Origin of the sequence: Streptomyces sp. NPDC059567 (assembly GCF_042735655.1) — a bacterium.
In the GTDB taxonomy this organism is placed as follows: domain Bacteria; phylum Actinomycetota; class Actinomycetes; order Streptomycetales; family Streptomycetaceae; genus Streptomyces.
The window spans coordinates 1-24,037 of record NZ_JBHWBS010000046.1 but is presented as its reverse complement, the minus strand read 5'-3'; the positions used below and the strand labels follow the sequence as shown (position 1 = coordinate 24,037).

The 24,037-nt window shown below is 71.1% G+C and carries 13 protein-coding genes and 1 pseudogene; 4 read left to right on the top strand and 10 right to left on the bottom strand.

Annotated elements, in window-relative coordinates; translation table 11 throughout:
• Nucleotides 1-134: 134 nt before the first annotated feature.
• The 3 genes and pseudogenes from ACFVZW_RS21060 to ACFVZW_RS21050 all read left to right on the top strand — a co-directional run.
• A pseudogene (locus tag ACFVZW_RS21060) lies at nt 135-4,448 on the top strand (ATP-dependent helicase); the annotation flags it as partial.
• Between the two features lie 18 nt (nt 4,449-4,466).
• Nucleotides 4,467-5,273 (top strand): Fpg/Nei family DNA glycosylase, encoded by an 807-nt coding sequence (locus tag ACFVZW_RS21055; protein WP_384523400.1) that lies wholly within the window; start codon nt 4,467-4,469, stop codon nt 5,271-5,273.
• A gap of 32 nt (nt 5,274-5,305) precedes the next feature.
• The gene (locus tag ACFVZW_RS21050; RefSeq protein WP_384523398.1) at nt 5,306-6,070 is read left to right on the top strand and encodes an SDR family NAD(P)-dependent oxidoreductase; all 765 of its coding nucleotides are present in this window, start codon (nt 5,306-5,308) and stop codon (nt 6,068-6,070) included.
• On the opposite strand, the gene ACFVZW_RS21045 is transcribed toward ACFVZW_RS21050, so the two are convergent.
• The 10 genes from ACFVZW_RS21045 to ACFVZW_RS21000 all read right to left on the bottom strand — a co-directional run bounded on the left by ACFVZW_RS21045 (nt 6,018) and on the right by ACFVZW_RS21000 (nt 20,951).
• The gene (locus tag ACFVZW_RS21045; RefSeq protein ID WP_384523396.1) at nt 6,018-6,317 is read right to left on the bottom strand and encodes a hypothetical protein; all 300 of its coding nucleotides are present in this window, start codon (nt 6,315-6,317) and stop codon (nt 6,018-6,020) included. The genes ACFVZW_RS21050 and ACFVZW_RS21045 overlap by 53 nt on opposite strands.
• 128 nt (nt 6,318-6,445) lie before the next feature.
• Nucleotides 6,446-6,922: a Dps family protein gene (locus ACFVZW_RS21040; protein ID WP_384523394.1), complete on the bottom strand. Its 477-nt coding sequence runs from the start codon at nt 6,920-6,922 to the stop codon at nt 6,446-6,448.
• A gap of 173 nt (nt 6,923-7,095) precedes the next feature.
• Nucleotides 7,096-7,482, bottom strand: coding sequence for a helix-turn-helix transcriptional regulator (locus ACFVZW_RS21035; protein ID WP_352018529.1), 387 nt, complete (start codon nt 7,480-7,482; stop codon nt 7,096-7,098).
• 109 nt (nt 7,483-7,591) lie between these two features.
• A complete protein-coding gene (locus ACFVZW_RS21030; protein WP_384523392.1) occupies nt 7,592-8,101 on the bottom strand; it encodes a CinA family protein in 510 nt (169 codons plus the stop codon).
• The gene (gene pgsA, locus ACFVZW_RS21025) at nt 8,098-8,928 is read right to left on the bottom strand and encodes a CDP-diacylglycerol--glycerol-3-phosphate 3-phosphatidyltransferase (RefSeq protein ID WP_384523390.1); all 831 of its coding nucleotides are present in this window, start codon (nt 8,926-8,928) and stop codon (nt 8,098-8,100) included. Before pgsA ends, ACFVZW_RS21030 begins: the two co-directional genes overlap by 4 nt.
• Nucleotides 8,925-10,415 carry a 30S ribosomal protein S12 methylthiotransferase RimO gene (gene rimO, locus ACFVZW_RS21020; RefSeq protein ID WP_384523388.1) on the bottom strand — a complete coding sequence of 497 codons (1,491 nt, stop codon included), beginning with the start codon at nt 10,413-10,415 and terminating at the stop codon, nt 8,925-8,927. The genes pgsA and rimO overlap by 4 nt, the downstream gene beginning before the upstream one ends.
• Before the next feature lie 73 nt (nt 10,416-10,488).
• Nucleotides 10,489-11,319, bottom strand: coding sequence for a helix-turn-helix domain-containing protein (locus ACFVZW_RS21015; protein WP_383560312.1), 831 nt, complete (start codon nt 11,317-11,319; stop codon nt 10,489-10,491).
• A 288-nt stretch (nt 11,320-11,607) separates the two neighbouring features.
• Nucleotides 11,608-14,400: a DNA translocase FtsK gene (locus ACFVZW_RS21010; RefSeq protein WP_384523386.1), complete on the bottom strand. Its 2,793-nt coding sequence runs from the start codon at nt 14,398-14,400 to the stop codon at nt 11,608-11,610.
• A 127-nt stretch (nt 14,401-14,527) separates the two neighbouring features.
• On the bottom strand, nt 14,528-15,205 hold the full coding sequence (locus tag ACFVZW_RS21005; protein ID WP_376439115.1) for a two-component system response regulator: 678 nt from the start codon (nt 15,203-15,205) through the stop codon (nt 14,528-14,530).
• Nucleotides 15,206-15,446: 241 nt separating this feature from the next.
• Complete coding sequence (locus tag ACFVZW_RS21000; RefSeq protein ID WP_384523384.1) at nt 15,447-20,951, bottom strand: HAMP domain-containing protein; 5,505 nt, start codon at nt 20,949-20,951, stop codon at nt 15,447-15,449.
• Between the two features lie 268 nt (nt 20,952-21,219).
• Here ACFVZW_RS21000 and ACFVZW_RS20995 point away from each other — a divergent pair, with 268 nt between their 5' ends.
• Complete coding sequence (locus tag ACFVZW_RS20995; RefSeq protein WP_384523382.1) at nt 21,220-23,871, top strand: SpoIIE family protein phosphatase; 2,652 nt, start codon at nt 21,220-21,222, stop codon at nt 23,869-23,871.
• Nucleotides 23,872-24,037 lie beyond the last annotated feature (166 nt).

Genomic DNA, 24,037 nt, shown 5'->3' with positions numbered 1-24,037 from the left:
CAGCATCCCCAGGGCGATCGGGAGCTCCTCGATGGCATGGAGCCGCGACGGGCGGGGGGGGGGCGCCGCGCGCGCGCCGGGGACCCCCCGCCCCCCCGCGCGCACCCGCCCCCCCCGCGGCGCGCGCGCGCGGCGCGGGCCCCCCCGCCCCCCACGTCCGCGTCGGCATCCGCTCCGGTGACACCCCGCCCGCCGAGCGCCGGGCCTTGGCCACGAAGCCGCCGGACATCCTGATCACGACCCCCGAGTCGCTGTTCCTGATGCTGACCTCCGCCACGCGCGACGCGCTGGCCGGGATCGAGACGGTGATCCTGGACGAGGTCCACGCCGTCGCCGGGACCAAGCGCGGCGCCCATCTCGCGCTGTCCCTGGAGCGTCTCGACGAGCTGCTGCCCCGCCCGGCCCGCCGGATCGGTCTGTCGGCGACGGTCCGCCCCGTCGACGAGGTGGCCCGCTATCTCTCCCCGCAGCGCAAGGTGGAGATCGTCCAGCCGCCGTCCGGCAAGGAGTTCGATCTGTCGGTGGTCGTCCCGGTCGAGGACATGGGCGAGCTGGGAGGCTCCCCGGCCTCCGAGGGCACGGACGGCGGCGACAAGCCGTCGATCTGGCCGCATGTCGAGGAGCGGATCGCCGACCTCGTCCAGGCCCATCGCTCCACCATCGTCTTCGCCAACTCCCGCCGGCTCGCGGAGCGGCTCTGCAACCGGCTGAACGAGATCGCGTACGAGCGCGCCACCGGCGAGGCCCTTCCGCACGACGGACCGCCGCCCGCCGAGATCATGGCCCAGTCCGGTGCCGCCCAGGGCGCTCCCGCGCTCCTCGCCCGCGCCCATCACGGGTCGGTCTCCAAGGAGCAGCGCGCCCAGGTGGAGGAGGACCTCAAGGCCGGCAGGCTGCCCGCCGTGGTGGCCACCTCCAGTCTGGAGCTGGGCATCGACATGGGCGCGGTGGACCTGGTCGTGCAGGTGGAGTCGCCGCCGTCGGTCGCCTCCGGCCTGCAGCGGGTCGGCCGCGCCGGACACCAGGTCGGCGCCGTCTCTACGGGCGTGGTGTTCCCCAAGTACCGCGGCGACCTGGTCCAGGCGGCCGTGGTCACCGAGCGGATGCGCAGCGGCTCGATCGAGTCGATGCGCATCCCGGCGAACCCGCTGGACGTGCTCGCGCAGCAGCTGGTCGCGATGGTCGCCCTGGACACCTGGCAGGTGGACGACCTGTTGACGACGGTCCGGCGGGCGGCGCCGTTCGCCTCGCTGCCCGAGTCCGCGTTCACGGCGGTCCTGGACATGCTGGCCGGCCGCTACCCCTCGGACGCGTTCGCCGAGCTGCGCCCACGCGTGGTCTGGGACCGGGTCGCCGGCACGGTCACCGGCCGGCCGGGCGCGCAGCGGCTCGCCGTCACCTCGGGCGGCACGATCCCCGACCGGGGCCTCTTCGGGGTCTTCCTCGCGGGCGCCGACCCCAAGAAGGGCGGTGGACGGGTCGGCGAGCTGGACGAGGAGATGGTGTACGAGTCCAGGGTCGGCGACGTCTTCACCCTGGGCACGACCTCCTGGCGGATCGAGGACATCACGCGGGACCGGGTCCTGGTCTCCCCCGCCCCCGGGGTGCCGGGCCGGCTGCCCTTCTGGAAGGGCGACCAGCTGGGCCGCCCGCTCGAACTGGGCCGCGCGGTGGGCGCCTTCCTGCGCGAGGTCGGTTCGCTGGAGGCCGAGGACGCCCGGCTGCGGCTGGTCGCCGCGGGCCTGGACGCCTGGGCCGCGGACAACGTCCTGGCGTATCTGGACGAGCAGCGTCAGGCCTGCGGGCATGTGCCGGACGACCGCACGATCCTGGTGGAGCGCTTCCGGGACGAGCTCGGCGACTGGCGGGTCGTCATCCACTCCCCCTTCGGGGCCCAGGTGCATGCCCCGTGGGCGCTTGCCCTCGGGGCCCGCCTCGCCGAGCGGTACGGCATGGACGCCCAGGTCATGCACGCGGACGACGGGATCGTGCTGCGTCTGCCGGACGCCGATCTGATGGGCCTCGACCTTCTCGACGACCCGGTGAGCCCGGACCGGCACCTCGACACCACGTACGACTCCGATCAGGCCCCGATCGGTGCGGCGGACGCGCTCTTCGACAAGGGCGAGATCGGCCAGATCGTCACCGACCAGGTCGGCGGCTCCGCGCTGTTCGCCTCCCGCTTCCGCGAGTGCGCCGCCCGGGCGCTGCTGCTGCCCAAGCGCAATCCGGGCAAGCGCACCCCGCTCTGGCAGCAGCGCCAGCGAGCCGCCCAACTGCTCCAGGTGGCGAGCGAGTTCGGCTCCTTCCCGATCGTCCTGGAGGCCGTCCGCGAATGCCTCCAGGACGTCTTCGACGTCCCCGGGCTCCAGGAGCTGATGGGCGACATCGAGTCCCGCCGCGTCCGGCTGGTCGAGGTGACCACCCCCGAGCCCTCGCCCTTCGCCCGCTCGCTGCTCTTCGGCTATGTCGCCCAGTTCCTGTACGAGGGCGACTCCCCGCTCGCCGAGCGCCGGGCCGCCGCCCTGTCACTGGACTCCCGCCTTCTCGCCGAGCTGCTCGGCCAGGCGGAGCTGCGCGAGCTGCTCGACGCGGAGGTGCTCACCGAGCTGGAGCGGGAGCTCCAGTGGCTCACCGAGGACCGCCGGATCAAGGACGTGGAAGGTGTGGCCGACGTGCTGCGGGTCCTCGGCCCGCTCACCGAGGCCGAGTTGACCGAGCGCGGGGGCGACCCCGCCTGGGTCCGGGAGCTGGGAGCCGCCCGGCGGGCCATCCGGGTCCGGATCGGCGGCGCCGACCACTGGGCGGCGATCGAGGACGCCGGCCGGCTGCGGGACGCCCTCGGCACCGCCCTCCCCGTCGGGGTCCCCGAAGCGTTCACGGAGCCGGTCAAGGACCCCCTGGGCGATCTGCTGGCCCGCCACGCACGCACGCACGGCCCGTTCACCTCCTCCGCTGCCGCCGCCCGCTTCGGCCTCGGCGCGGCCGTCACCGACGGCGCCCTCCAGCGCCTCGCCGCCGCCGGCCGGGTCGTCCAGGGCGAGTTCCACCCCTCGGGCATCGGCCAGGAGTGGTGCGACGCCGCCGTCCTGCGACGCCTGCGCCGCCGCTCGCTCGCCGCGCTGCGCCACGAACTGGAGCCCGTAGCCCCCGCCGCGCTCGCCACCTTCCTGCCGCAGTGGCAGCATCTGGGGAGCAACAGCCTGCGCGGGATCGACGGACTGGCCCGCGCCGTGGAGCAGTTGCAGGGCGCGCCCGTGCCGGCGTCTGCCCTGGAGAAGCTGATCCTGCCGTCCCGGGTCAGGGACTACTCCCCCGCGCTGCTCGACGAGCTGACCACGACCGGCGAGGTCGTCTGGGCCGGCGCGGGCGCCCTGCCCGGCAAGGACGGCTGGGTCTCCCTCTACCTCGCCGATGCGGCACCCCTGCTGCTCCCGCCCCCGCACCCGCTCGAGACCACCGCCCTCCACGAGTCGGTGCTCACCATCCTGTCCGGCGGGTACGGCCTGTTCTTCCGTCAGATCGCCGACCAGGTACGGGCCACCACCCACCCGGACGTCACCGATCCCCAGCTCGCCGACGCGGTCTGGGATCTGGCCTGGTCGGGACGGCTCACCAACGACACCCTCGCCCCGCTGCGCTCCCTCCTCGGCTCCGGCCGTACGGCGGGGTCGACGGCCCACCGCGCCAAGCGCACGGTCCCGCGCGGCCGTTACGGCACGCTCACCGCGGCCGCCCGGCCCGCCTCGCGGACCGGTCCACCCACCGTCAGCGGCCGCTGGTCACTGCTGCCGCCCGCGGAGCCGGAGCCGACACACCGTGCCCACGCGCTCGCCCGCACACTCCTGGACCGGCACGGCGTGGTCACCCGGGGCGCGGTGGCCGCCGAGGGCGTCGAGGGCGGCTTCTCCGCCACGTATCGGATCCTGTCGGCCTTCGAGGACAGCGGGCAGGCCCGCCGCGGCTATGTGGTGGAGGGGCTCGGCGCCGCCCAGTTCGCGATGGACGGAGCCGTCGACCGGCTGCGCGCGGCGGCGACCGCCCGCGACCGCGGCGCTGAGGCGGGCGCCGGCCCGCGCGCGGTGGTCCTGGCGGCGGCCGATCCCGCCAACGCGTACGGGGCGGCGCTGCCCTGGCCCGAGCCGCCGACCGGCGCCGGGCACAAGCCGGGCCGCAAGGCCGGCTCGATGGTCGTCCTGGTCGACGGCGAGCTGACGCTGTACATGGAGCGCGGCGGGAAGACCCTGCTGTCCTGGCCGACCGACCCGGACGATCCCGCGCTGAGAACGGCGGCCGAGTCCCTGGCCAAGGCCGCCCTGGCGGGGTCGCTCGGCACGGTCACGGTGGAGCGGGTCAACGGCTCCGCCGCCCTCACCTCCCCTCTCGCCCGCCCGTTGGAGGCCGCCGGCTTCCACGCCACGCCGAGAGGACTGCGCCTGCGCCCGTAGCCGACCCATGATGGAGCCATGCCCGAAGGAGACACCGTCTGGCAGGCCGCCCGCCGACTGCACTCCGCGCTCGCCGGACGCGTCCTGACCCGGTCGGATCTGCGCGTGCCCCGCTTCGCCACCGCCGATCTGACCGGCCGCGCGGTCCTGGACGTGACGCCGCGCGGCAAGCACCTGCTCACCCGTTTCGACGGCGGCCTGACCCTGCACTCTCATCTGCGGATGGACGGCTCATGGCAGGTGTACGCCACGGGTGAGCGCTGGCGCGGCGGCCCCACCCACCAGATCCGGGCGATCCTCGGCAACGAGGAGCACACCGCCGTCGGCTACCGCCTCCCCGTCCTGGAGTTGATCCGCACGGCAGAGGAGCAGAACGTCGTCGGGCATCTCGGCCCCGACCTCCTCGGCCCGGACTGGGACCCGGCGGAAGCCGTCCGCAGGCTCACCGCCGAGCCCACCCGCACCCTCGGCGAGGCGCTCCTGGACCAGCGGAATCTCGCGGGCATCGGCAATGTCTACAAGTCGGAGCTCGCCTTCCTCGCCGCGGTCACCCCCTGGCTCCCGGTCGGCGCGCTGCCGCCCGGTGTCCCCGAGCGGCTCGTCGCCACCGCTCGTCGCCTCCTCGAAGCGAACAAGGACCGCCCCGACCGCCGCACCACCACGACCCGGCGGCCCGGGCACCATCTCTACGTCTACGGCCGCGAGCACCGCCCCTGCCTGCGCTGCGGCGGCCCCATCAGCAGGGCCGAGCTCGGCGAGCGCGTCACGTACTGGTGCCCCGGGTGTCAGAAGGGTCCCTCCGGAGAATCCCCGCACACCAATTGACGGTCCGTCAGATTCGGTCGTACGGTCCGGTCATGGCCCTCACGGCGTACGACCTCACCGGCCGCACCGCGTTCGTCACCGGCGCCGCGAGCGGGATCGGCCGCGCGACCGCCACGCTCCTCGCGGAGGCGGGCGCCACCGTCCACTGCGCGGATCTCGACGAAGTCGGTCTCCGCGGGACGGCGGATCTCGTCGAGAAGCGGGGCGGCACCGCGCACACCCACATCCTCGACGTCACCGACCGCGCCGCCCTCGCCTCCGCCGTCGCAAGCGCCGGCCCGCTGCACACGATGGCGGCCGTCGCCGGAATCATGCACACGAGCACCGTTCTGGACACCCGCGACGAGGATCTGGACCGCGTCCTCGCGGTCAACTTCAAGGGGGTCCTCTACGCCTGCCAGGAGGCGGCCCGCTCGATGATCGCGACCCGAACCCGCGGCTCCATCGTCACGATGGCCTCGGGCGCGATGGACACGGCGAGCCCGGGCCTGCTCTGCTACAGCGTCACCAAGGCCGCCGTCGTGCAGCTGACCAAGACCCTGGCCACGGAGGTCGGCCGGCACGGTATCCGGGTCAACGCGATCGCCCCCGGATGGATCCGCACCCCCATGACCGACCGCCACGAGCCGGCCGCCCAGGAGCAGGCGGAGGCGGCCATGGCCCGCCACTCCCCCCTGGGCCGGGTGGGCGAGCCGGAGGACATCGCGCATGCGGTCCTCCACCTCGCCTCCGACGCGGCGTCGTTCACGACGGGTCAGATCCTCCGCCCCAACGGCGGGGTCGCGATGCCGTGGTGACCGGTGCGCCCCCCGTGCGCTCCGCCCTCCGGTCGTCGCTCGCCCGGCCGCCCGTGGCGGCGGACGCCGTCACATGCACCGGCAGCAGGCTCAACCCCCAACCACCGGCCGCGACCGCCCCCTCCACCAGCCCCGAATGCTCCGGGACCAGCACCAGTCGCAGCACCGCCCACCACCACAGCCCGCCGGCCACCAGCCCGCCCGCGATCCACGCGGGCGTCACCAGCGGAACCCGTCGCCGTACCATGGCCGCCTCCTCCGGTCGACGCTAGACCGGCCGTATCACACGGCGGGAGGGCGCACCGGAGGCAGACCCGGCGCACGCCGAGCACGGCAAGCACAGCGCCCGCGGCACGCTCGGCACCCGCGCCACGCCTATGCACTCTCCGCTTGGAACATCCAGGCGTGCTTCTCGAGGTCGGCCGTCAGGCCGATGAGGATGTCCTGTGTGACCGGATCGGGGTCGGCGGTCACCTTGATGCGCTCCCGCATCCGTCCGACCACGGCACCGAGCGCGTCGACCAGGATCCCCACGGCGTTCCCGTCCTTGATCCACCCGTCGGGAACCGACACGGTGGCGATCGCGCTCGTCGCCGCGACCGTCCCGGAACGCCCGTCAGGGTTCACGCCGATCGCTGAGGCGCGTTCCGCCACGATGTCGGAGTGCTGACGCGCGGTGACCACGACCTCGTCGAGCTGCAGATGGACGGAGCGGAAGCGCGGTCCGACCACGTTCCAGTGCACCTGCTTGGCCACCAGGGCGAGATCGACCAGGTCGACCAGCGCGCCTTGCAGGGCGCCGCCGACCGTCTTGAGATCGGCGTCGGACAACGAGCTCTTGACGACAGACATGCGGGATCTCCAACCAGTCGTACGTTCCTCCCCACCATGGCACGAACCCATGAATCCGGGCATCTTGGACGAAAGGCGGCCAGAATCGTGAATTCGCGCCCGGAAGAAAAAATGACGAAAGCCCCAGTCGGCGTCCGTAGAGGACACCAACCGGGGCTTTCGCCCACTTCAGGTCAGGCAGCGACGACGTCGACCGCTTCCGCGGGCGCCTTGATGGTCACCCGCTCGGTGGGCACACCTGCCACCGACGTCACCGACACCGAATTGAGCATCGGGCGACGTACCGGCGCGGGCACCGGTTCGCTCGCCGCTGCAGACTCGGCCAGTTCGGCCAGCGACAGCTCGTCGCTCACTTCACGCATGAGCTCGGACATCCGTACGTCAAGCGCGTCGCAGATCGCGGAGAGCAGCTCGGAGGAAGCCTCCTTCTGCCCCCGCTCCACCTCGGAGAGATAGCCGAGCGAAACTCGGGCGGACGAGGAGACTTCGCGCAGAGTACGGCCCTGGCGCTGGCGCTGCCGACGCAGCACGTCACCCAACAGGCGACGGAGCAGAATCATCGGTGGCTCCCTCCTCGGACCGCGTAGCCGCATCCTTCACGCCCCACCGTACCGCCTCGCGCTGCGGCCGTGCGGGGAGCGATGTCGTGTTCACTCAGGGCTGCAAACATCAATTCCCCCCGTTCTGTTCCGTATCCTGTGCCCGCGCATTTCCCGAGAGTTCGTCGCCGAGCAGTTCCAGCACGCTCCGTACACTCTCTCTACGGATTTCCGCACGGCCGCCGTTCAACCGCAATGCGGCCACTTTCCCGGCTCCGACGGGCCCCGCGACGGCGACGTACACCGTTCCGACGGGCTGGCCGTCCTGCGGTTCGGGCCCGGCGACGCCGGTCGTCGCGACTCCCCAGTCGGCGCCGAGTCGCCGGCGCGCACCCGCCGCCATCTGCAGCGCGACCTCGGGATCGACCGCTCCGCGCTCCGCCAGAAGGGTCGCGTCGACCCCCAGGAGTTCGCGCTTGAGGGCCGTGGCGTACGCCGTGACGGAACCGCGGAAGCTCTTCGATGCTCCGGGTACCCCGGTGAGCTCCGCGGCCACCAGGCCGCCCGTGAGGGACTCCGCGGCGGCCACCGTGTGACCACTCTCCGCGAGCAGTTCCAGCACCCGGGCGGCTTCCTTCATCGCGCCGACCCCGCCGCCGGTCCCTTCGCGGACGCCCCGGAACCCCCGGGTACCTCCGGCGCCTCGGCCTCCGGCCCCGTGGCGGGCTGCCCCGGAACGGACTCGCCGCCCGGCTCTCCGCCCGCACCGACCATCCCGCCGCCGGCCTTCGCGGCGCGTTCCGCCGCCAGCCCCTTGCGACGCAGGATGATCGCCTCTCGCACATAGTCCAGAGCGGTGACGACCGTCAGCACGACGGCCACCGCCATCACCCAGAAGCGCAAGGTGGCGAGTGGACCGGTGAGCACCAGCACGTACATGCCGACCGCGGTGCCCTGCGCCAGCGTCTTCATCTTGCCGCCGCGACTGGCCGGAATGACCCCGTGCCGGATCACCCAGAACCGCATCAGCGTGATGCCGAGCTCGCGCGCGAGGATCACCGCCGTCACCCACCAGGGCAGGTCCCCGAGCGACGACAGACAGATCAGTCCGGCGGCCATGATCGCCTTGTCGGCGATCGGGTCGGCGATCTTCCCGAAGTCCGTGACCAGGTTGTACGTCCGCGCCAGATGGCCGTCGAAGACGTCCGTGATCATGGCGACGGCGAAGGCGGCCCAGGCCCAGGCGCGCCAGACCGGGTCGTGCCCGCCGTCCTGGAGCAGCAGCACCACGAAGGCCGGCACGAGTACCAGACGGATCATGGTGAGGATGTTCGCGATGTTCCAGAGGCCGGCCTGATCGACGGCCTTGGTTCCCCCTGTGTCCTGCGAGCGAGGGGGGACCCCCAGCTTGCCGCCGGGCACGGGCCTACCGGTCCCGCCCGAAGCGGATGCCGGGACTCCGGTCATCTGCCCGCCTCCTCAAAAAGACACTCGGCCACCAGGTCGACGCCTTCCGTTCCCACGACCTTCGCCACGACCATACGGCCGGGAGCGAGGTCCCGGCCCGCGGCCGAGTCCGTGGTGATGACGACCTGCCCGTCCGTCTCGGGCGCCTGGTGGGCCGCACGGCCGATCACGCCGTCCTCCTCGTCGATCGATTCGACGAGTACTTCCAGGGTCTCTCCGATCCGCTCCTCCGCACGCTGGGCGGTGAGCTCCTCGGCGAGCCGTGAGAGGTGGGCGAGCCGCTCGTCCACGACTTCCTGGTCGAGCTTGTGCTCGTACGTGGCGGCTTCCGTGCCGTCCTCGTCGGAGTAGCCGAAGACGCCGATGGCGTCGAGCCGGGCGTGGGTGATGAAGCGTTCCAGCTCCGCGAAGTCCGCCTCGGTCTCGCCGGGGAAGCCGACGATGAAGTTGGACCGGGCGCCGGCCGTCGGGGCTTTGTCCCGGATCGTGCCCAGGAGCTCCAGGAAGCGGTCGGTGTCGCCGAAGCGGCGCATGGCCCGGAGCACGTCAGGGGCGCTGTGCTGGAAGGACAGGTCGAAGTACGGGGCGACCTTCTCGGTCGACGTCAGCACGTCGATGAGGCCGGGGCGCATCTCGGCGGGCTGGAGGTAGCTGACCCGGACCCGCTCGATGCCGTCGACGGCCGCGAGGTCGGGCAGCAGGCTCTCCAGGAGACGGATGTCGCCCAGGTCCTTGCCGTAGGAGGTGTTGTTCTCGGAGACCAGCATGATCTCCTTCACGCCCTGCTCGGCGAGCCAGCGCGTCTCGTTGAGGACGTCGGAGGGACGCCGCGAGACGAAGGAGCCGCGGAAGGACGGGATGGCGCAGAAGGAGCAGCGGCGGTCGCAGCCGGAGGCGAGCTTCACCGAGGCGACGGGGCTGCGGTCCAGCCGGCGGCGCAGCGGGGCGCGCGGGCCGGAGGCCGGGGCGAGTCCCTCGGGGAGGTCGGTCGGCACGTTCTCGGGCGCCTCGACGGCGCCGTGGCCGGGGAGGGCGACATCGGCGGCGGCCTGCTGCCGCTCCACCGGGGACAGCGGAAGCAGCTTGCGCCGGTCGCGCGGGGTGTGGGCCTCCACGCTGCCACCGCTGAGGATGGTCTGGAGACGGCCGGAGATGTCGGCGTAGTCGTCGAAGCCGAGCACGCCGTCCGCCTCGGGCAGGGCCTCGGCGAGCTCCTTGCCGTACCGCTCGGCCATGCAGCCGACGGCCACGACGGCCTGGGTCTTGCCGTGATCCTTCAGATCATTGGCTTCGAGGAGGGCGTCGACGGAGTCCTTCTTGGCGGCCTCGACGAATCCACAGGTGTTGACGACGGCGACATCTGCGTCCTCGGCGTTCTCGACGAGCTCCCAGCCGTCCGCTGCCAAGCGGCCTGCGAGCTCCTCCGAGTCCACCTCGTTACGGGCGCAGCCAAGAGTGACAAGGGCGACGGTACGGCGTTCGGGCATGGACTCAAGACTACTTCGTCCTGGCCGTACCCCCGCCGCGCAGGGTTCACCTGCGCGACGGCCGCCCGGAAGGTCATCCGGACTCGGGGGCGCCCTTGGTGTACGAGAGCCGCTCGACGGCACCCGACTCGAACTTCTCTTCGATCTTCTTGCCGTTCACGAAGAGCTCGATCGGGCCGGCGTTGCCGAGGATCAGATCGACGCGCTCGTCGTCCTGGAAGGTCTTGGACTCGCCCTTGAGGAGGAGCCCGTCGAAGAGCAGCTTGCCGTCGCTGGCCTTGGCCGAGATCCAGCTCTTGTCGTCGATCGCGGTCAGCTTGACGGTGACCTTGTCCTTCGGGACCGCCGCGATGGCGCTGCCCGTGGGGACCGGCTTCGGGGTCTTGGTCGGCTTCGTGGTGGGGGCGGTGGTCTTCTTGTCGGGGGCCGGGCCCTCGGCCACCGCGCCACCGGTGTTCGTCGTGTCGTTCCCGTTGAACATCGTGAAGCCGACGAAACCGACGACGGCGACGATCGCGGCCACCATGGCTGCGGTCCAGTTGGGGCGACGCGGCTCGGGGCGGATGCGTTCCGCCTCGAAGAGGGGTGCGGCGGGGGTGGGCGCGGGCCGGCCGCCGTGGTCGGCGTCGTACTGCTCGATGAGCTGCGCGGGATCGAGTCCCACGGCGCGCGCGAGCGTACGAATGTGACCGCGGGCGTAGACGTCGCCACCGCAGCGCGTGAAGTCGTCCTCCTCGATCGCGTGAACGATCGGGATGCGGACGCGCGTGGAGGCACTGACCTCGTCGACGGTGAGACCGGCGGCGATCCGGGCCTGCTGGAGAGCACGACCGATCGAATCCCGGTCGTCTGCCGGGAAGTTCCGGTCGTCTTCGGGGGATTCGGGGGAGTTGCCGATGGACACGAGAGCGCCTTTCGAGCGTGTAACCACCTGCTGGATGTTCAGTCTATGGGTGGTACGAAAGGGTGGGGCAACCGGGCGGACGCAGTTTGTACGCCATGAGGCTGGGACATCGTTCTGTCCCTCCCTCCAACTTGACGTACGTCCAAGGGAAACGGTTGCCCAAGTTCCCTTACGAGTGAGTCTCGGCCAGGTCTCGTTATGGCGCGAGCCACCGGCGGAGCAGGCCCGCGACTCCCCCGCGGACCGTGCTCCGGGCATCCGCCGATCGGGTCCCGGACCCCCGCCGTCTCACTCCCCGGACTCCCCGCGGATGACGGCCAGTACCCCGTCCAGCTCATCCGGCTTGACGAGCACGTCGCGCGCCTTGGACCCCTCGCTCGGCCCGACGATGTTCCGCGACTCCATCAGGTCCATCAGCCGCCCGGCCTTGGCGAAGCCGACGCGCAGCTTGCGCTGGAGCATCGAGGTCGAGCCGAACTGCGTGGAGACGACCAGTTCGGCCGCCTGGCACAGCAGGTCCAGGTCGTCGCCGATCTCCTCGTCGATCTCCTTCTTCTGCTTGGTCCCGACGGTGACGTCGTCCCGGAAGACCGGCGCCATCTGGTCCTTGCAGTGCTGCACGACGGCCGCGACCTCGGCCTCGGTGACGAAGGCGCCCTGCATACGGACGGGCTTGTTCGCACCCATCGGCAGGAACAGTCCGTCACCCTTTCCGATGAGCTTCTCGGCTCCGGGCTGGTCGAGGATGACCCGGCTGTCGGCGAGCGAGGAGGTCGCGAACGCGAGCCGCGAGGGCACGTTCGCCTTGATCAGACCGGTGACGACGTCCACCGAGGGCCGCTGGGTGGCGAGCACCAGATGGATGCCGGCGGCTCGCGCCAACTGGGTGATGCGGACGATGGCGTCCTCGACGTCCCGGGGCGCGACCATCATCAGGTCGGCCAGCTCGTCCACGATCACCAGCAGGTACGGATAGGTCTTGAGCTCGCGCTCGCTGCCTTCGGGCAGCTTGACCTTGCCGTTGCGGATGGCCTCGTTGAAGTCGTCGATGTGCCGGAAGCCGAAGGCGGCCAGGTCGTCGTAGCGCAGGTCCATCTCGCGCACGACCCACTGCAGGGCCTCGGCGGCCCGCTTGGGGTTGGTGATGATCGGCGTGATCAGGTGCGGGATGCCCTCGTACGCGGTGAGCTCGACCCGCTTGGGGTCGACGAGCACCATCCGGACGTCCTCGGGGGTCGCTCTTATCATGATCGACGTGATCAGGCAGTTGATGCACGAGGACTTTCCGGATCCGGTGGCGCCGGCGACCAGGACGTGCGGCATCTTCGCCAGGTTGGCCATCTCGTAGCCGCCCTCGACGTTCTTGCCGAGCGCGACCAGCATCGGATGGTCGTCCTCCGCGGCGGCGGCCAGGCGCAGCACGTCACCGAGGTTGACCATCTCCCGGTCGGAGTTCGGGATCTCGATGCCGACCGCGGACTTCCCGGGGATCGGCGAGATGATCCGCACGTCCGGGGAGGCCACGGCGTACGCGATGTTCTTCGTCAGCGCCGTGATCTTCTCGACCTTCACGGCCGGTCCGAGCTCGACCTCGTACCGCGTGACCGTCGGCCCGCGGGTGAAGCCGGTGACGGCCGCGTCGACCTTGAACTCGGCGAAGACGTTGGAGAGCGAGTCCACCACGGCGTCGTTCGCCGCGCTGCGCGTCTTGCCCGGGCCGCCGCGCTCCAGCAGGTCGAGCGAGGGCAGGGCGTACGTGATGTCCCCGGACAGCTGCAGCTGCTCCGCACGGGGCGGCAGTTCGGAGTGCTCGGGCGCCGGCTTGGTGAGATCCGGTACGGCTCCGGGGATGCGCCCGGCCTTCTCGCCGCGGGCGGTCGGCACCGGAGCGGCGGGGGGAGCCTCGGCGGCTTCGGCGGCGGCCGCGGCCAGGGCGGCGGCCCGCTCGGCGGTGACGTCCCGGGTCAGGTCGGCGACCAGCGGGGAGGGCGGCATTCCGTTGAGCACGGCGCCGTCCAGGGCGGCGGCCGCCGCGGCGGCGACGTCCACCGCGTCCATGGGGCGGTCGAAGGCGGGCTGCACCGAGGGGCGGCGCGGGCGGCTGCGCCGGGTGAGCGCCTCCTCCTCGGCCCGGTCGACGTCGTACACCTGCGCGGGTCCGGGGGCGCCGCGCCGGGAGCGGCCGGCGGGCTGCGGAGCGGCCTCGCGCCAGTCCTCCTCGTGCGGCTCCTCGGCCGCCTCGGGGTCGTCGGCGGGCTCGACGATGCCGAGCCGGGCGCCGAGCGCGCGCAGCCGCTGCGGGATCGCGTTGACGGGGGTGGCGGTGACGACGAGGAGCCCGAAGATCGTGAGCAGGACCAGCAGGGGTACGGCGAGGACCTCGCCCATCATGAACACGAGCGGCTTGGACGCGGCCCAGCCGATCAGGCCGCCGGCGTCCTGGATGGCCTCGGTGCCCTCACCGCGCCCCGGGGAGCCGCAGGCGATGTGGACCTGTCCGAGCACGCCGAGGACGAGGGCGGACAGGCCGATCACGATCCGGCCGTTGGCCTCGGGCTTCTCCGGGTAGAGGATCAGCCGGATGCCGATGGCGCCGACCAGCAGCGGCACGAGCAGGTCGAGGCGGCCGAAGGCGCCGGTGACGAGCATCTCCACGAGATCGCCGACCGGCCCGCGCAGATTGGACCAGGTCCCGGCCGCGACGACGAGCGCCACGCCGAGCAGCAGCAGTGCCAGGCCGTCCTTGCGATGCGCCGGGTCGAGACCCTTCGCTCCGCGTCCTATGCCCCGGAACATCGCCCCCACGGCGTGCGCGAGGCCGAGCCACAGTCCGCGGGCGAGCCGGTAGACGCCCCCGGTCGGGGACGGGGCGGGCTTGGGAGCCGCCTTCTTCGCCGCGGTCTTCTTGGCGGGCGCGCGCTTCGCGGGCGCGGCCTTCTTGGCCGCGGTCTTCTTCGCTGGGGGTTTGGCAGGGGACTTCGCGGGCGCCGCCTTCTTCGCGGCGCCAGTCGTACGGCCGGCGCGCGGCTTCGCGGTGCCCGCCGCGCCCTGGGAACCTTTGCCGGACGTACGTGAGGCCATGATGCTGAGGTTACCGGTGTGAGCGGCGGGGGACACGTGCGCGTCCGGGCTCACCCGTTCGTGTCGTGCTTGCCTGGGCGCGAAACTGACGTCCGCTCACCGCGGGCGCCGAAGGACTGATGATGCGTCAGCTCTGCGAGGGAAGCACGGGCGGTCCGCCGGTGCCGGGCTCCAGCGCGTCGAGGGCCCGCCGCAACCCGGTGAGCTTGCGCTCCAGATGCGCGGCGGTGGCGACGGCCGCGGCGTCGGCCGAGTCGTCGTCGAGCTGTTTGGACAGGGCTTCGGCCTGCTCCTCGACCGCCGCGAGGCGGGCGGAGAGCTCGGCGAGCAGCCCCGCCGACTCCTTGGCGTGGCCACCGTGCCCGCTGCCGCCCTCCAGCTGGAGGCGGAGCAGCGCGGCCTGCTCGCGCAGCTGACAGTTCTTCATGTACAGCTCGACGAAGACCGAGACCTTGGCGCGCAGCACCCAGGGGTCGAACGGCTTGGAGATGTAGTCGACCGCGCCCGCGGCGTAACCCCGGAAGGTGTGGTGCGGGCCGTGGTTGATCGCGGTGAGGAAGATGATCGGGATGTCGCGGGTCCGCTCGCGCCGCTTGATGTGCGCGGCGGTCTCGAATCCATCCATTCCGGGCATCTGGACATCCAGGAGGATGACCGCGAAGTCGTCGGTCAGCAGCGCCTTGAGCGCTTCCTCCCCGGACGATGCCCGCACCAGCGTCTGATCGAGCGCGGAGAGAATGGCCTCCAGCGCCAGCAGATTCTCCGGCCGGTCATCGACCAGGAGGATCTTGGCCTTCTGCACCATGCCCCGTCCTCCTCGCCCCGGCATCGGCTCTCCCCGACTCGCCGAGCCGGGGGAAGCACCGGGCGCCGCCCCAGAAGACGACTCCCATGCGCCGTCCGTCCTTGTGCCGGTCATGGTAGCCGCACCCCGCCTGTCGCCACACCCTGTCACCGCGATGTCACTGTGCACGTAGCAGAAACGCGGTGAGAGACCAGAAGGTTCCCCGAATATCGCGCCCTCACACACCCTCGGCGACAGTCCGTCAACAACCCCCGGTTCCGTTTCCGCGCATCCACTCTTCCATCACGGAGAGCAGGTGATCGGGATCGACGGGCTTGGTGACGTAGTCGGAGGCGCCCGACTCGATCGCCTTCTCCCGGTCGCCCTTCATCGCCTTCGCCGTGAGCGCGATGATCGGCAGCCCCGCGAACTGCGGCATCCGCCGGATCGCGGTCGTCGTCGCATACCCATCCATCTCGGGCATCATGATGTCCATCAGAACGACCGTCACATCGTCGTGCTGCTCCAGGACCTCGATGCCCTCGCGGCCGTTCTCCGCGTACAGCACCGCCAGACCGTGCTGTTCCAGAACGCTGGTGAGCGCGAAGACGTTGCGGATGTCGTCGTCGACGATCAGCACCTTCTCGCCGCCGAAGGAGAACGTGCGGCGCGGCTCGGAATCCGCCCGCTCGTCGGCCGCCGTCTGCTCGCCCTGACCGACCCGGCCGGGCTGGCCCGGCAGCGCCGGCCGCGCGTCCAACCCGGTCGGCACGGCCTTGCGCCGGTGCCGGAACAGCGCCCCCGCGCCGGAGCGCAGGTCGGCCGCCATCGGGCCGGGCGCGTAGTGCCCGCCCTCCTCGCCGGGACCGTCCTCCAGACCCGACTGCGGGTCGATCGACGCCGGATCCTGCCCGTACCCGTGCGGAGGCAGCTCGCTGGGGCTCAGCGGCAGGTAGAGCGTGAACGTCGAGCCGCGGCCCGGCTCGCTCGCCGCGTAGATCTCACCGCCGAGCAGCCGAGCGATCTCGCGGCTGATGGAGAGCCCCAGACCCGTACCGCCGTACTTGCGGCTGGTCGTCCCGTCGGCCTGCTTGAACGCCTCGAAGATCACCCGCATCTTGCCCGCCGCGATACCGATGCCGGTGTCCGTCACCGAGAACGCGATCAGCTCGGCCTCCGGGTCGCGCAGCGAACCCGCCTCCAGCAGCTGCTCGCGGATCGACTGCGGCACGTCCGTCCCGGCCGGCCGGATGACCAGCTCCACCGCGCCCGTGTCGGTGAACTTCACCGCGTTGGACAGCAGGTTCCGCAGCACCTGGAGGAGGCGCTGCTCGTCGGTGTGGAGCGTGGCGGGGAGTTCGGGCGAGACCCGGACCGAGAAGTCGAGCCCCTTCTCCGCGGTCAACGGCCGGAACGTCGCCTCGACGTAGTCGACGAGCTGGACCAGCGCGATACGCGTCGGGGAGACGTCCATCTTGCCCGCCTCGACCTTGGACAGGTCGAGGATGTCGTTGATCAGCTGGAGCAGGTCGGAGCCTGCGCCATGGATGGTCTCGGCGAACTCGACCTGCTTGGGCGAGAGGTTGTGGTCCGCGTTGTCGGCCAGCAGCTTGGCCAGGATCAGCAGCGAGTTGAGCGGCGTGCGCAGCTCGTGCGACATGTTGGCCAGGAACTCCGACTTGTACCGCATGGAGACGGCGAGCTGTTCGGCCCGCTCCTCCAGGACCTGCCGGGCCTCCTCGATCTCGGTGTTCTTCACCTCGATGTCCCGGTTCTGCCGGGCGAGCAGCTCCGCCTTCTCCTCCAGCTCCGCGTTGGAGCCCTGGAGCTCCTTCTGCCGGTGCTCCAGCTCGGCCGAGCGCTCCCTCAGCTGCTCCGTCAGCTCCTGCGACTGCTTCAGCAGCACCTCGGTCTTGGTGTTGACGCTGATGGTGTTGACGGTGGTCGCGATCAGCTCGGCGAGCTGGTTGAGGAAGTCCCGCTGGATCTGGGTGAACGGCTGGAACGAGGCAAGCTCGATCACGCCGAGGACCTTCCCCTCGAAGAGGACGGGGAGCACGATCACGTGCGCCGGGGCCGCCTCGCCGAGCCCGGAGGAGATCTTCAGATAGCCCGGCGGCACATTGACCTGGATCGTCCGCTTCTCCTCGGCCGCCGTCCCGATGAGCGTCTCGCCGGGACGGAAGGAGGTGGGCATGGACCCGGCGGAGTATCCGTAACTGCCGCGCATCCGCAGCTCGTACGAGCCCTCGCCCTGCCCGCCGAGTTCGGCGCTGGCGGTCGAGGAGCCGGTCTGCAGCGCCACGAAGAAGGCGCCGTGCTGGGCGGAGACGACCGGGGTGAGCTCGCTCATGATGAGCGAGGCGACGTCGTCCAGATCCCGGCGGCCCTGCATCAGACCGGAGATCCGCGCCAGGTTGCCCTTGAGCCAGTCCTGCTCCTCGTTGGCGAGGGTCGTGTCGCGCAGGTTGGCGATCATGGTGTTGATGTTGTCCTGGAGGGCCTGGATCTCTCCCGCCGCGTCCACGCCGTCGATCTTGAGGTTCAGGTCGCCGCGGGTCACCGCGGTGGCGACGGCCGCGATGGCGCGCACCTGCCGGGTCAGGTTCCCGGCCATCTCGTTCACGGACTCGGTCAGGTCCCGCCAGGTGCCGTCGACGTCCCGGACCCGCGCCTGACCGCCCAGCTGTCCGTCCGTACCCACCTCACGGGCCACCCGCGTGACCTCCTCGGCGAAGTTGGACAGCTGGTCGACCATCGTGTTGATGGTGTTCTTCAACTCCTGGATCTCACCGCGCGCATCGATGTCGATCTTCTTGGTGAGATCGCCCTTGGCGATGGCGGTGGTGACCGTCGCGATCTGCCGCACCTGACCGGTCAGGTTCGACGCCATCGAGTTCACCGACTCGGTCAGGTCCTTCCAGGTGCCCGAGACGCCAGGAACCCTTGCCTGGCCGCCCAGTTCGCCTTCCGTACCCACCTCACGGGCGACTCGCGTCACCTCGTCCGCGAACGACGACAGCGTCGTCACCATCGTGTTGACGGTGTCGGCGAGCTCCGCGACCTCGCCGCGCGCCTCGACCGTCACCTTCTTCGTCAGATCACCGTTGGCGACGGCCGCGGAGACCCGGGAGATGTTCCGCACCTGGCTGGTCAGGTTGTTGGCCATCAGGTTGACGTTGTCGCTCAGGTCCTTCCAGGTGCCGGTGACCCCGCGCACCCGCGCCTGACCGCCCAGGATGCCTTCCGTACCCACCTCACGGGCGACTCGCGTCACCTCGTCGGCGAAGTTGGACAGCTGGTCGACCATCGTGTTGACGGTCGTCACCAGCTCCAGGATCTCGCCCTTGGCGTCGACGGTGATCTTCTTCGACAGATCGCCCTTGGCGACCGCCGTCGTGACCTCGGCGATGTTGCGCACCTGCGAAGTCAGGTTGTTCGCCATGAAGTTCACGGACTGGGTGAGGTCCTTCCAGGTGCCGGAGACCCCCTGCACCTCGGCCTGACCACCCAGGATGCCCTCCGTACCCACCTCACGGGCCACCCGCGTCACCTGCTCCGCGAAGCTGGAGAGCTGGTCGACCATGGTGTTGAGGGTGTTCTTCAGCTCCAGGATCTCGCCGCGCGCGTCCACGTCGATCTTCTGCGACAGATCACCGCGCGCCACCGCCGTGGCGACCCCCGCGATGTTACGGACCTGAGCCGTGAGGTTCCCGGCCATGCCGTTCACCGAGTCGGTCAGATCTCGCCACACACCGGCGACGCCCGGCACCTGCGCCTGGCCGCCGAGCCGGCCGTCCGTACCCACCTCACGGGCCACCCGGGTCACCTGCTCCGCGAAGGCGGAGAGCTGGTCGACCATCGTGTTGATGGTGTTCTTCAGCTCCAGGATCTCGCCGCGCGCGTCCACGTCGATCTTCTGCGACAGATCACCGCGCGCCACCGCCGTCGTCACCTGGGCGATCTGCCGCACCTGGGACGTCAGATTGCCGGCCATGAAGTTGACGGAGTCGGTGAGCTCCTTCCACGTACCGGAGACACCGTCGACGCGGGCCTGACCACCGAGGCGGCCTTCCGTGCCCACGTCCCTCGCCATCCGCGTCACCTGGTCGGCGAAGGAGGACAGCTGCGACACCATCGTGTTGACGGTGTTCTTCAGCTCCAGCATCTCGCCCGCGACGTCGACGGTGACCTTCTGCGACAGATCACCGTTGGCGACCGCCGTCGTCACCTGCGCGATGTCCCGCACCTGACCCGTCAGGTTGCGGAACGCCGTGTTCACCGAATCGGTGAGGTCCTTCCACGTACCCGCCGCACCCGGCACCTGCGCCTGGCCGCCGAGCAGACCCTCGACACCGACCTCCCGCGCGACGCGGGTCACCTCGGAACCGAACGCCGACAGCTGGTCCACCATCGTGTTGACGGTGTTCTTCAGCTCCAGCATCTCGCCGGCCACGTCGACGGTGACCTTCTGCGACAGATCACCGTTGGCGACCGCCGTCGTCACCTGCGCGATGTCCCGCACCTGCGTCGTGATGTTCCGGAAGACCGTGTTGACCGAATCGGTCAGGTCCTTCCACGTACCCGCCGCACCCGGCACCTGCGCCTGGCCGCCGAGCAGACCCTGCGCACCGACCTCACCCGACACACGGGTCACCTCGTCGGCGAACGTCCGCAGCGTCTCGGTCATCTGGTTGATCGTGTCCGCGAGTTGCGCGACCTCGCCGCGCGCGCTCACCGTGACCTTCTGCGACAGGTCGCCGTTGGCGACCGCGGTGGTCACCTCGGCGATACCCCTCACCTGATTGGTGAGATTTCCCGCCATCGTGTTGACGGAATCGGTCAGGTCCTTCCAGACACCGGCGACACCCGCCACCTCCGCCTGACCGCCCAGCTCGCCCTCGGTACCCACCTCGCGCGCGACGCGGGTCACCTCGGAGGAGAACGACGACAGCTGATCCACCATCGTGTTGACGGTGTTCTTCAGCTCCAGCATCTCGCCGGCCACGTGCGCCGTGACCTTCCGGGACAGATCGCCCTTGGCGACCGCCGTCGTGACGAGAGCGATATCACGCACCTGCGCCGTCAATCGGTACGCCATGGTGTTGACCGAATCCGTGAGATCCTTCCATGAACCGGACATACCGCGTACTTGGGCCTGACCGCCCAGCTTGCCCTCGGTACCGACCTCCAGTGCGACCCGCGTTACTTCGTCCGTGAACGCCGACAGCTGGTCGACCAGGTTGTTCACGGTCCGCGCGACCTTCAGGAACTCCCCGCGCAGCGGCCGCGCGGCCCCGTCGGGCCCGTCCGAACGCAGGTCCATCCGCTGGTCCAGGTCACCCTCGGCCACCGCCGAAAGCACCCGCCCCACCTCGGAGACCGGCCGCGTCATGTCGTCGACCAGCGCGTTCGCGGCCTCGATCGCCGCCGCCCACGCGCCCTCGCTGGCCCCCGCCTCCAGCCGCTCCGACAGCTTGCCCTCGCGCCCGACCATCCGCCGTACCCGCGACAACTCGCCGGTCAGATGCATCTGCCGGTCGGCGACCTCGTTGAACACGGCGCAGATCTCCGCCATGACCCCGTCGCCGGACACGGTCAACCGCTTGCGCAGGTTCCCGTCCCGCATCGAGACCAGGGCGGCCAGCAGCCGCTCCATGGCCGCCGCGTCCACCTGCACCGTCCCACCACTCCGGGACCGTCCGCCCTTCGCCCGCGTGCCGCTGCCGCTGCTGCTGCCGCGCCGCGCCGCCGTGCCAGACTCCACCGTGTCCCTCCCGAAGGGGTTGACCGTACTGCCCGGGCCGTCACCACAAGCCTGCCCAGTGTTTCACCGCAGCCGAACCAGGCGATAACAGTTCGGCGACTTCGCATAGCGTCCCCGCCCTCGGGGGACGGAAACAGTGGTGACCGGCATCCGGTCGGACAGCGAAGGTAAGTAACCTGGCATCCGGCTGTCCAACCGCCCCGGTCCGCCCGGCGGGGGTGGGGTGGCGCGAAGACGACCACCGGGCAGCGGGAGGGGCAGACCGACCATGGCGGAGCCGGGCGTCACGAGGCGTACGAGGAGTTCTGTGATCACCGCGCGGGCGGCTGCCACCTTCGACCCCGTCGGGCGGTCCGTCGCGACCGCCCGCGCCTTCGTACGGGACACCCTCCAGGGCTGGGGGTACGCCGAGGTCGTCGACGACGCCGTCGTCCTCACCAGCGAACTCGTCACCAACGCCGTCATCCACGCCGGCACCGCAGCCGACGTCCTGTGCCTGCGCAGCGACGACGGCGTCCGGGTCGAGGTCGCCGACCACTACCCCGAGCGCGAGATCCCCCTCCAGGGCGGCCGCACGCTCGCCCACCCCGACCGGGAGAACGGCCGGGGCCTGCTCCTGTGCGCCGCCCTCGCCACCCGCTGGGGCGTCGAGTACACCCCCACGCACAAGCATGTCTGGTTCCAGCTCGACCTGCCCGAACGCTCGATCGGCACCCGCTCCGCCGGCCCGGTCCTCCCGGACGCCCTCCTCCCGGTCGCCGACACCCGCGTCCGCGTCGCCGTCGCCCAGATCGACCGCGGCGGCGCCATCACCTCGTGGAACGAGGACGCCGAGGAACTCTTCGGCTACGGCTCCGAGCAGGTCACCGGCAAACCGCTCGGCGACCTCGCCGCCTGGCCGCACACCCCCGGCATCGGCACCGGCCTCGTCGAGGCCCTCCGGCTCTCCCGGTGGGAAGGCAGCTACGGCATCCGCTGCGCCGACGGCCGCGTCATCCCCGTGTACGCCTCCCATCTCCGCGTCCGCGACGCGGAAGGCGAGCCGTCCACGGTCTGCCTCCTCGTACGGGAGTACGAGCGCGCGGTCCTCCAGACCCCGCAGCGCCCCGCGGTCTCCGACCCGGGCGCCGAGAGCCGCACCGCGGACCCCTTCGAGGTCTTCATCGGCTCCCCCGCCCCGGACGACCTCGACGGCCTCCTCCAGCGCACGGTGGAGCGCGCCCGCGACATGCTCGACGGCGACTCCGCGTTCCTGCTGCTCGCCACCGACGACGAGACCGAGCTGGAGGTACGGGCGACCACCGGACTCCCGTCCGCCCGCCAGCGGTTCGCCCGCGTCCCCGTCGAGACCGGCGCCAGCCGTTACGGCTCCGCCCGGATGCCGGCCGTCCACGAGGACCTGGCCGCCGTCCCCGGAGCGGTCCCGCTCCTCGAAGGCACCGGGATGCGCTCGGTCGTCACGGTCCCGCTCAAGGTGGAGGGGCGGCTTACCGGTTCGCTCGGCGTCGCCGCCGAAGGCTCGAACCGCTACTCCAACGAGGAGGCCCTGCGCCTCCAGTTCGCCGCCGACCGCATCGCCCTGGCCGTCGAATCGGCCCGCCTCGGCGAACTCGAACGACTCCGCCGCGGCTCCCTCAGCTTCCTCGTCGAGGCCTCCGACCTCCTGGCCGGCACCCTCGACCGCGACCAGACCCTGGCCCTGATGGCCCAGATGACGGTCCCCACCCTGGCCACCTGGTGCGCCGTGTACACGATCGCCGACCAGGTGTCGGAGCCGTACCTCTCCTACGTCCTGCACGAGGACGAGGACCGCATCGACGGGCTGAAGGCCCTGCTGTCGTCCATCGCCCCGCCCGACCCGGTGCCCACCCCGGGCGCCCGCGTCTGGGCCGCCCCCGCCGAGGCCGCCCACCGGGCCGCGCTCTCCACTTCGCTCCGCGAACTGGGCCAGGGCAGCGGCCCCTTGTCCTCCGGCATCGACACCACGCTGGCCACGGCGGCCGCGGTCGGCGGCGAGACCGTGGTCCTTCCGCTCGTCGCCCGTAACCGCGTCATCGGAATGCTCACCCTCGGCAAGCCCTCCGACGACCACTTCCGCCAGGAGATCCTGGAACTGGCCGAGGACCTCTCGCGCCGAGCGGCCCTGGCCCTCGACAACGCCCGCCTCTACTCGGAGCGCATGGCGATCAGTCAGTCCCTCCAGCGCAGCCTGCTGCCCCCCGGCCTCCCCCAGATCCCCGGCGTCGAGGTCGAGGTCATCTACCGGGCGGCGGGCGAGGGCAACGAGGTCGGCGGAGACTTCTACGACCTCTTCCCGATCCGCGACAACGCCTACGGCTTCGCGATCGGCGACGTCTGCGGTACGGGCCCGGAGGCCGCGGCCGTCACGGGCCTGGCCCGGCACGCCCTGCGCCTGCTGGCCCGCGAGGGCTTCGGCGGCCCGGCTGTCCTGGAGCGCCTCAACGCCGCCATCCTCGACGAGGGCGCCCGTAGCCGCTTCCTGACGCTGCTGTACGGCGAGTTGTGGCCGCAGGAGGACGGCTCGGCCATCCTCAAGGTCGTCTGCGCCGGGCATCCGTTGCCGCTCCGTCTGCGCCAGGACGGCACGGTCGTCCCCGCGGCGGATCCGCAGCCGCTCCTGGGCGTCCTGGACGACCTGGAGCTGTACGAGCAGACCATCACGCTCGACCCGGGCGATGTCCTGCTGTGCGTCACCGACGGCGTCACGGAACGCCGCGAGGGCACACGGATGCTCGGCGACGACGGCCTGATCGAGGTCCTCAAGACGTGTACGGGCCTCACGGCCGGCGCCGTCGCCGCCCGCATTCTGCGAGCGGTCGAGCGCTTCGCCCAGGAGCCCGCCTCCGACGACATGGCCATCCTGGCGATGCGCCTCCCGGAGCCCTTCGACGGCGACTGAGCGTTGACCGTGGGCCTGCCCCGAATGGGGCGGGGCCCACGGTCTCGTGCATGTCGACGTCGGCCCAAAACAAATAAGGGGCCCCCCCCAGGCGGGGGGGCGGGGGTGTTTTTGGTCCCTATTAGTATCAAAAACACATAACTATATAGATAGAGAGATAAAGAGA

Coding starts and splice junctions, on each gene's coding strand:
- ACFVZW_RS21055 (WP_384523400.1), top strand. CDS start 4,467: ATGCCCGAAGGAGACACCGTCTGGCAGGCCGCCCGCCGACTGCACTCC.
- ACFVZW_RS21050 (WP_384523398.1), top strand. CDS start 5,306: ATGGCCCTCACGGCGTACGACCTCACCGGCCGCACCGCGTTCGTCACC.
- ACFVZW_RS21045 (WP_384523396.1), bottom strand. CDS start 6,317: ATGGTACGGCGACGGGTTCCGCTGGTGACGCCCGCGTGGATCGCGGGC.
- ACFVZW_RS21040 (WP_384523394.1), bottom strand. CDS start 6,922: ATGTCTGTCGTCAAGAGCTCGTTGTCCGACGCCGATCTCAAGACGGTC.
- ACFVZW_RS21035 (WP_352018529.1), bottom strand. CDS start 7,482: ATGATTCTGCTCCGTCGCCTGTTGGGTGACGTGCTGCGTCGGCAGCGC.
- ACFVZW_RS21030 (WP_384523392.1), bottom strand. CDS start 8,101: ATGAAGGAAGCCGCCCGGGTGCTGGAACTGCTCGCGGAGAGTGGTCAC.
- pgsA (WP_384523390.1), bottom strand. CDS start 8,928: ATGACCGGAGTCCCGGCATCCGCTTCGGGCGGGACCGGTAGGCCCGTG.
- rimO (WP_384523388.1), bottom strand. CDS start 10,415: ATGCCCGAACGCCGTACCGTCGCCCTTGTCACTCTTGGCTGCGCCCGT.
- ACFVZW_RS21010 (WP_384523386.1), bottom strand. CDS start 14,400: ATGGCCTCACGTACGTCCGGCAAAGGTTCCCAGGGCGCGGCGGGCACC.
- ACFVZW_RS21005 (WP_376439115.1), bottom strand. CDS start 15,205: ATGGTGCAGAAGGCCAAGATCCTCCTGGTCGATGACCGGCCGGAGAAT.
- ACFVZW_RS20995 (WP_384523382.1), top strand. CDS start 21,220: ATGGCGGAGCCGGGCGTCACGAGGCGTACGAGGAGTTCTGTGATCACC.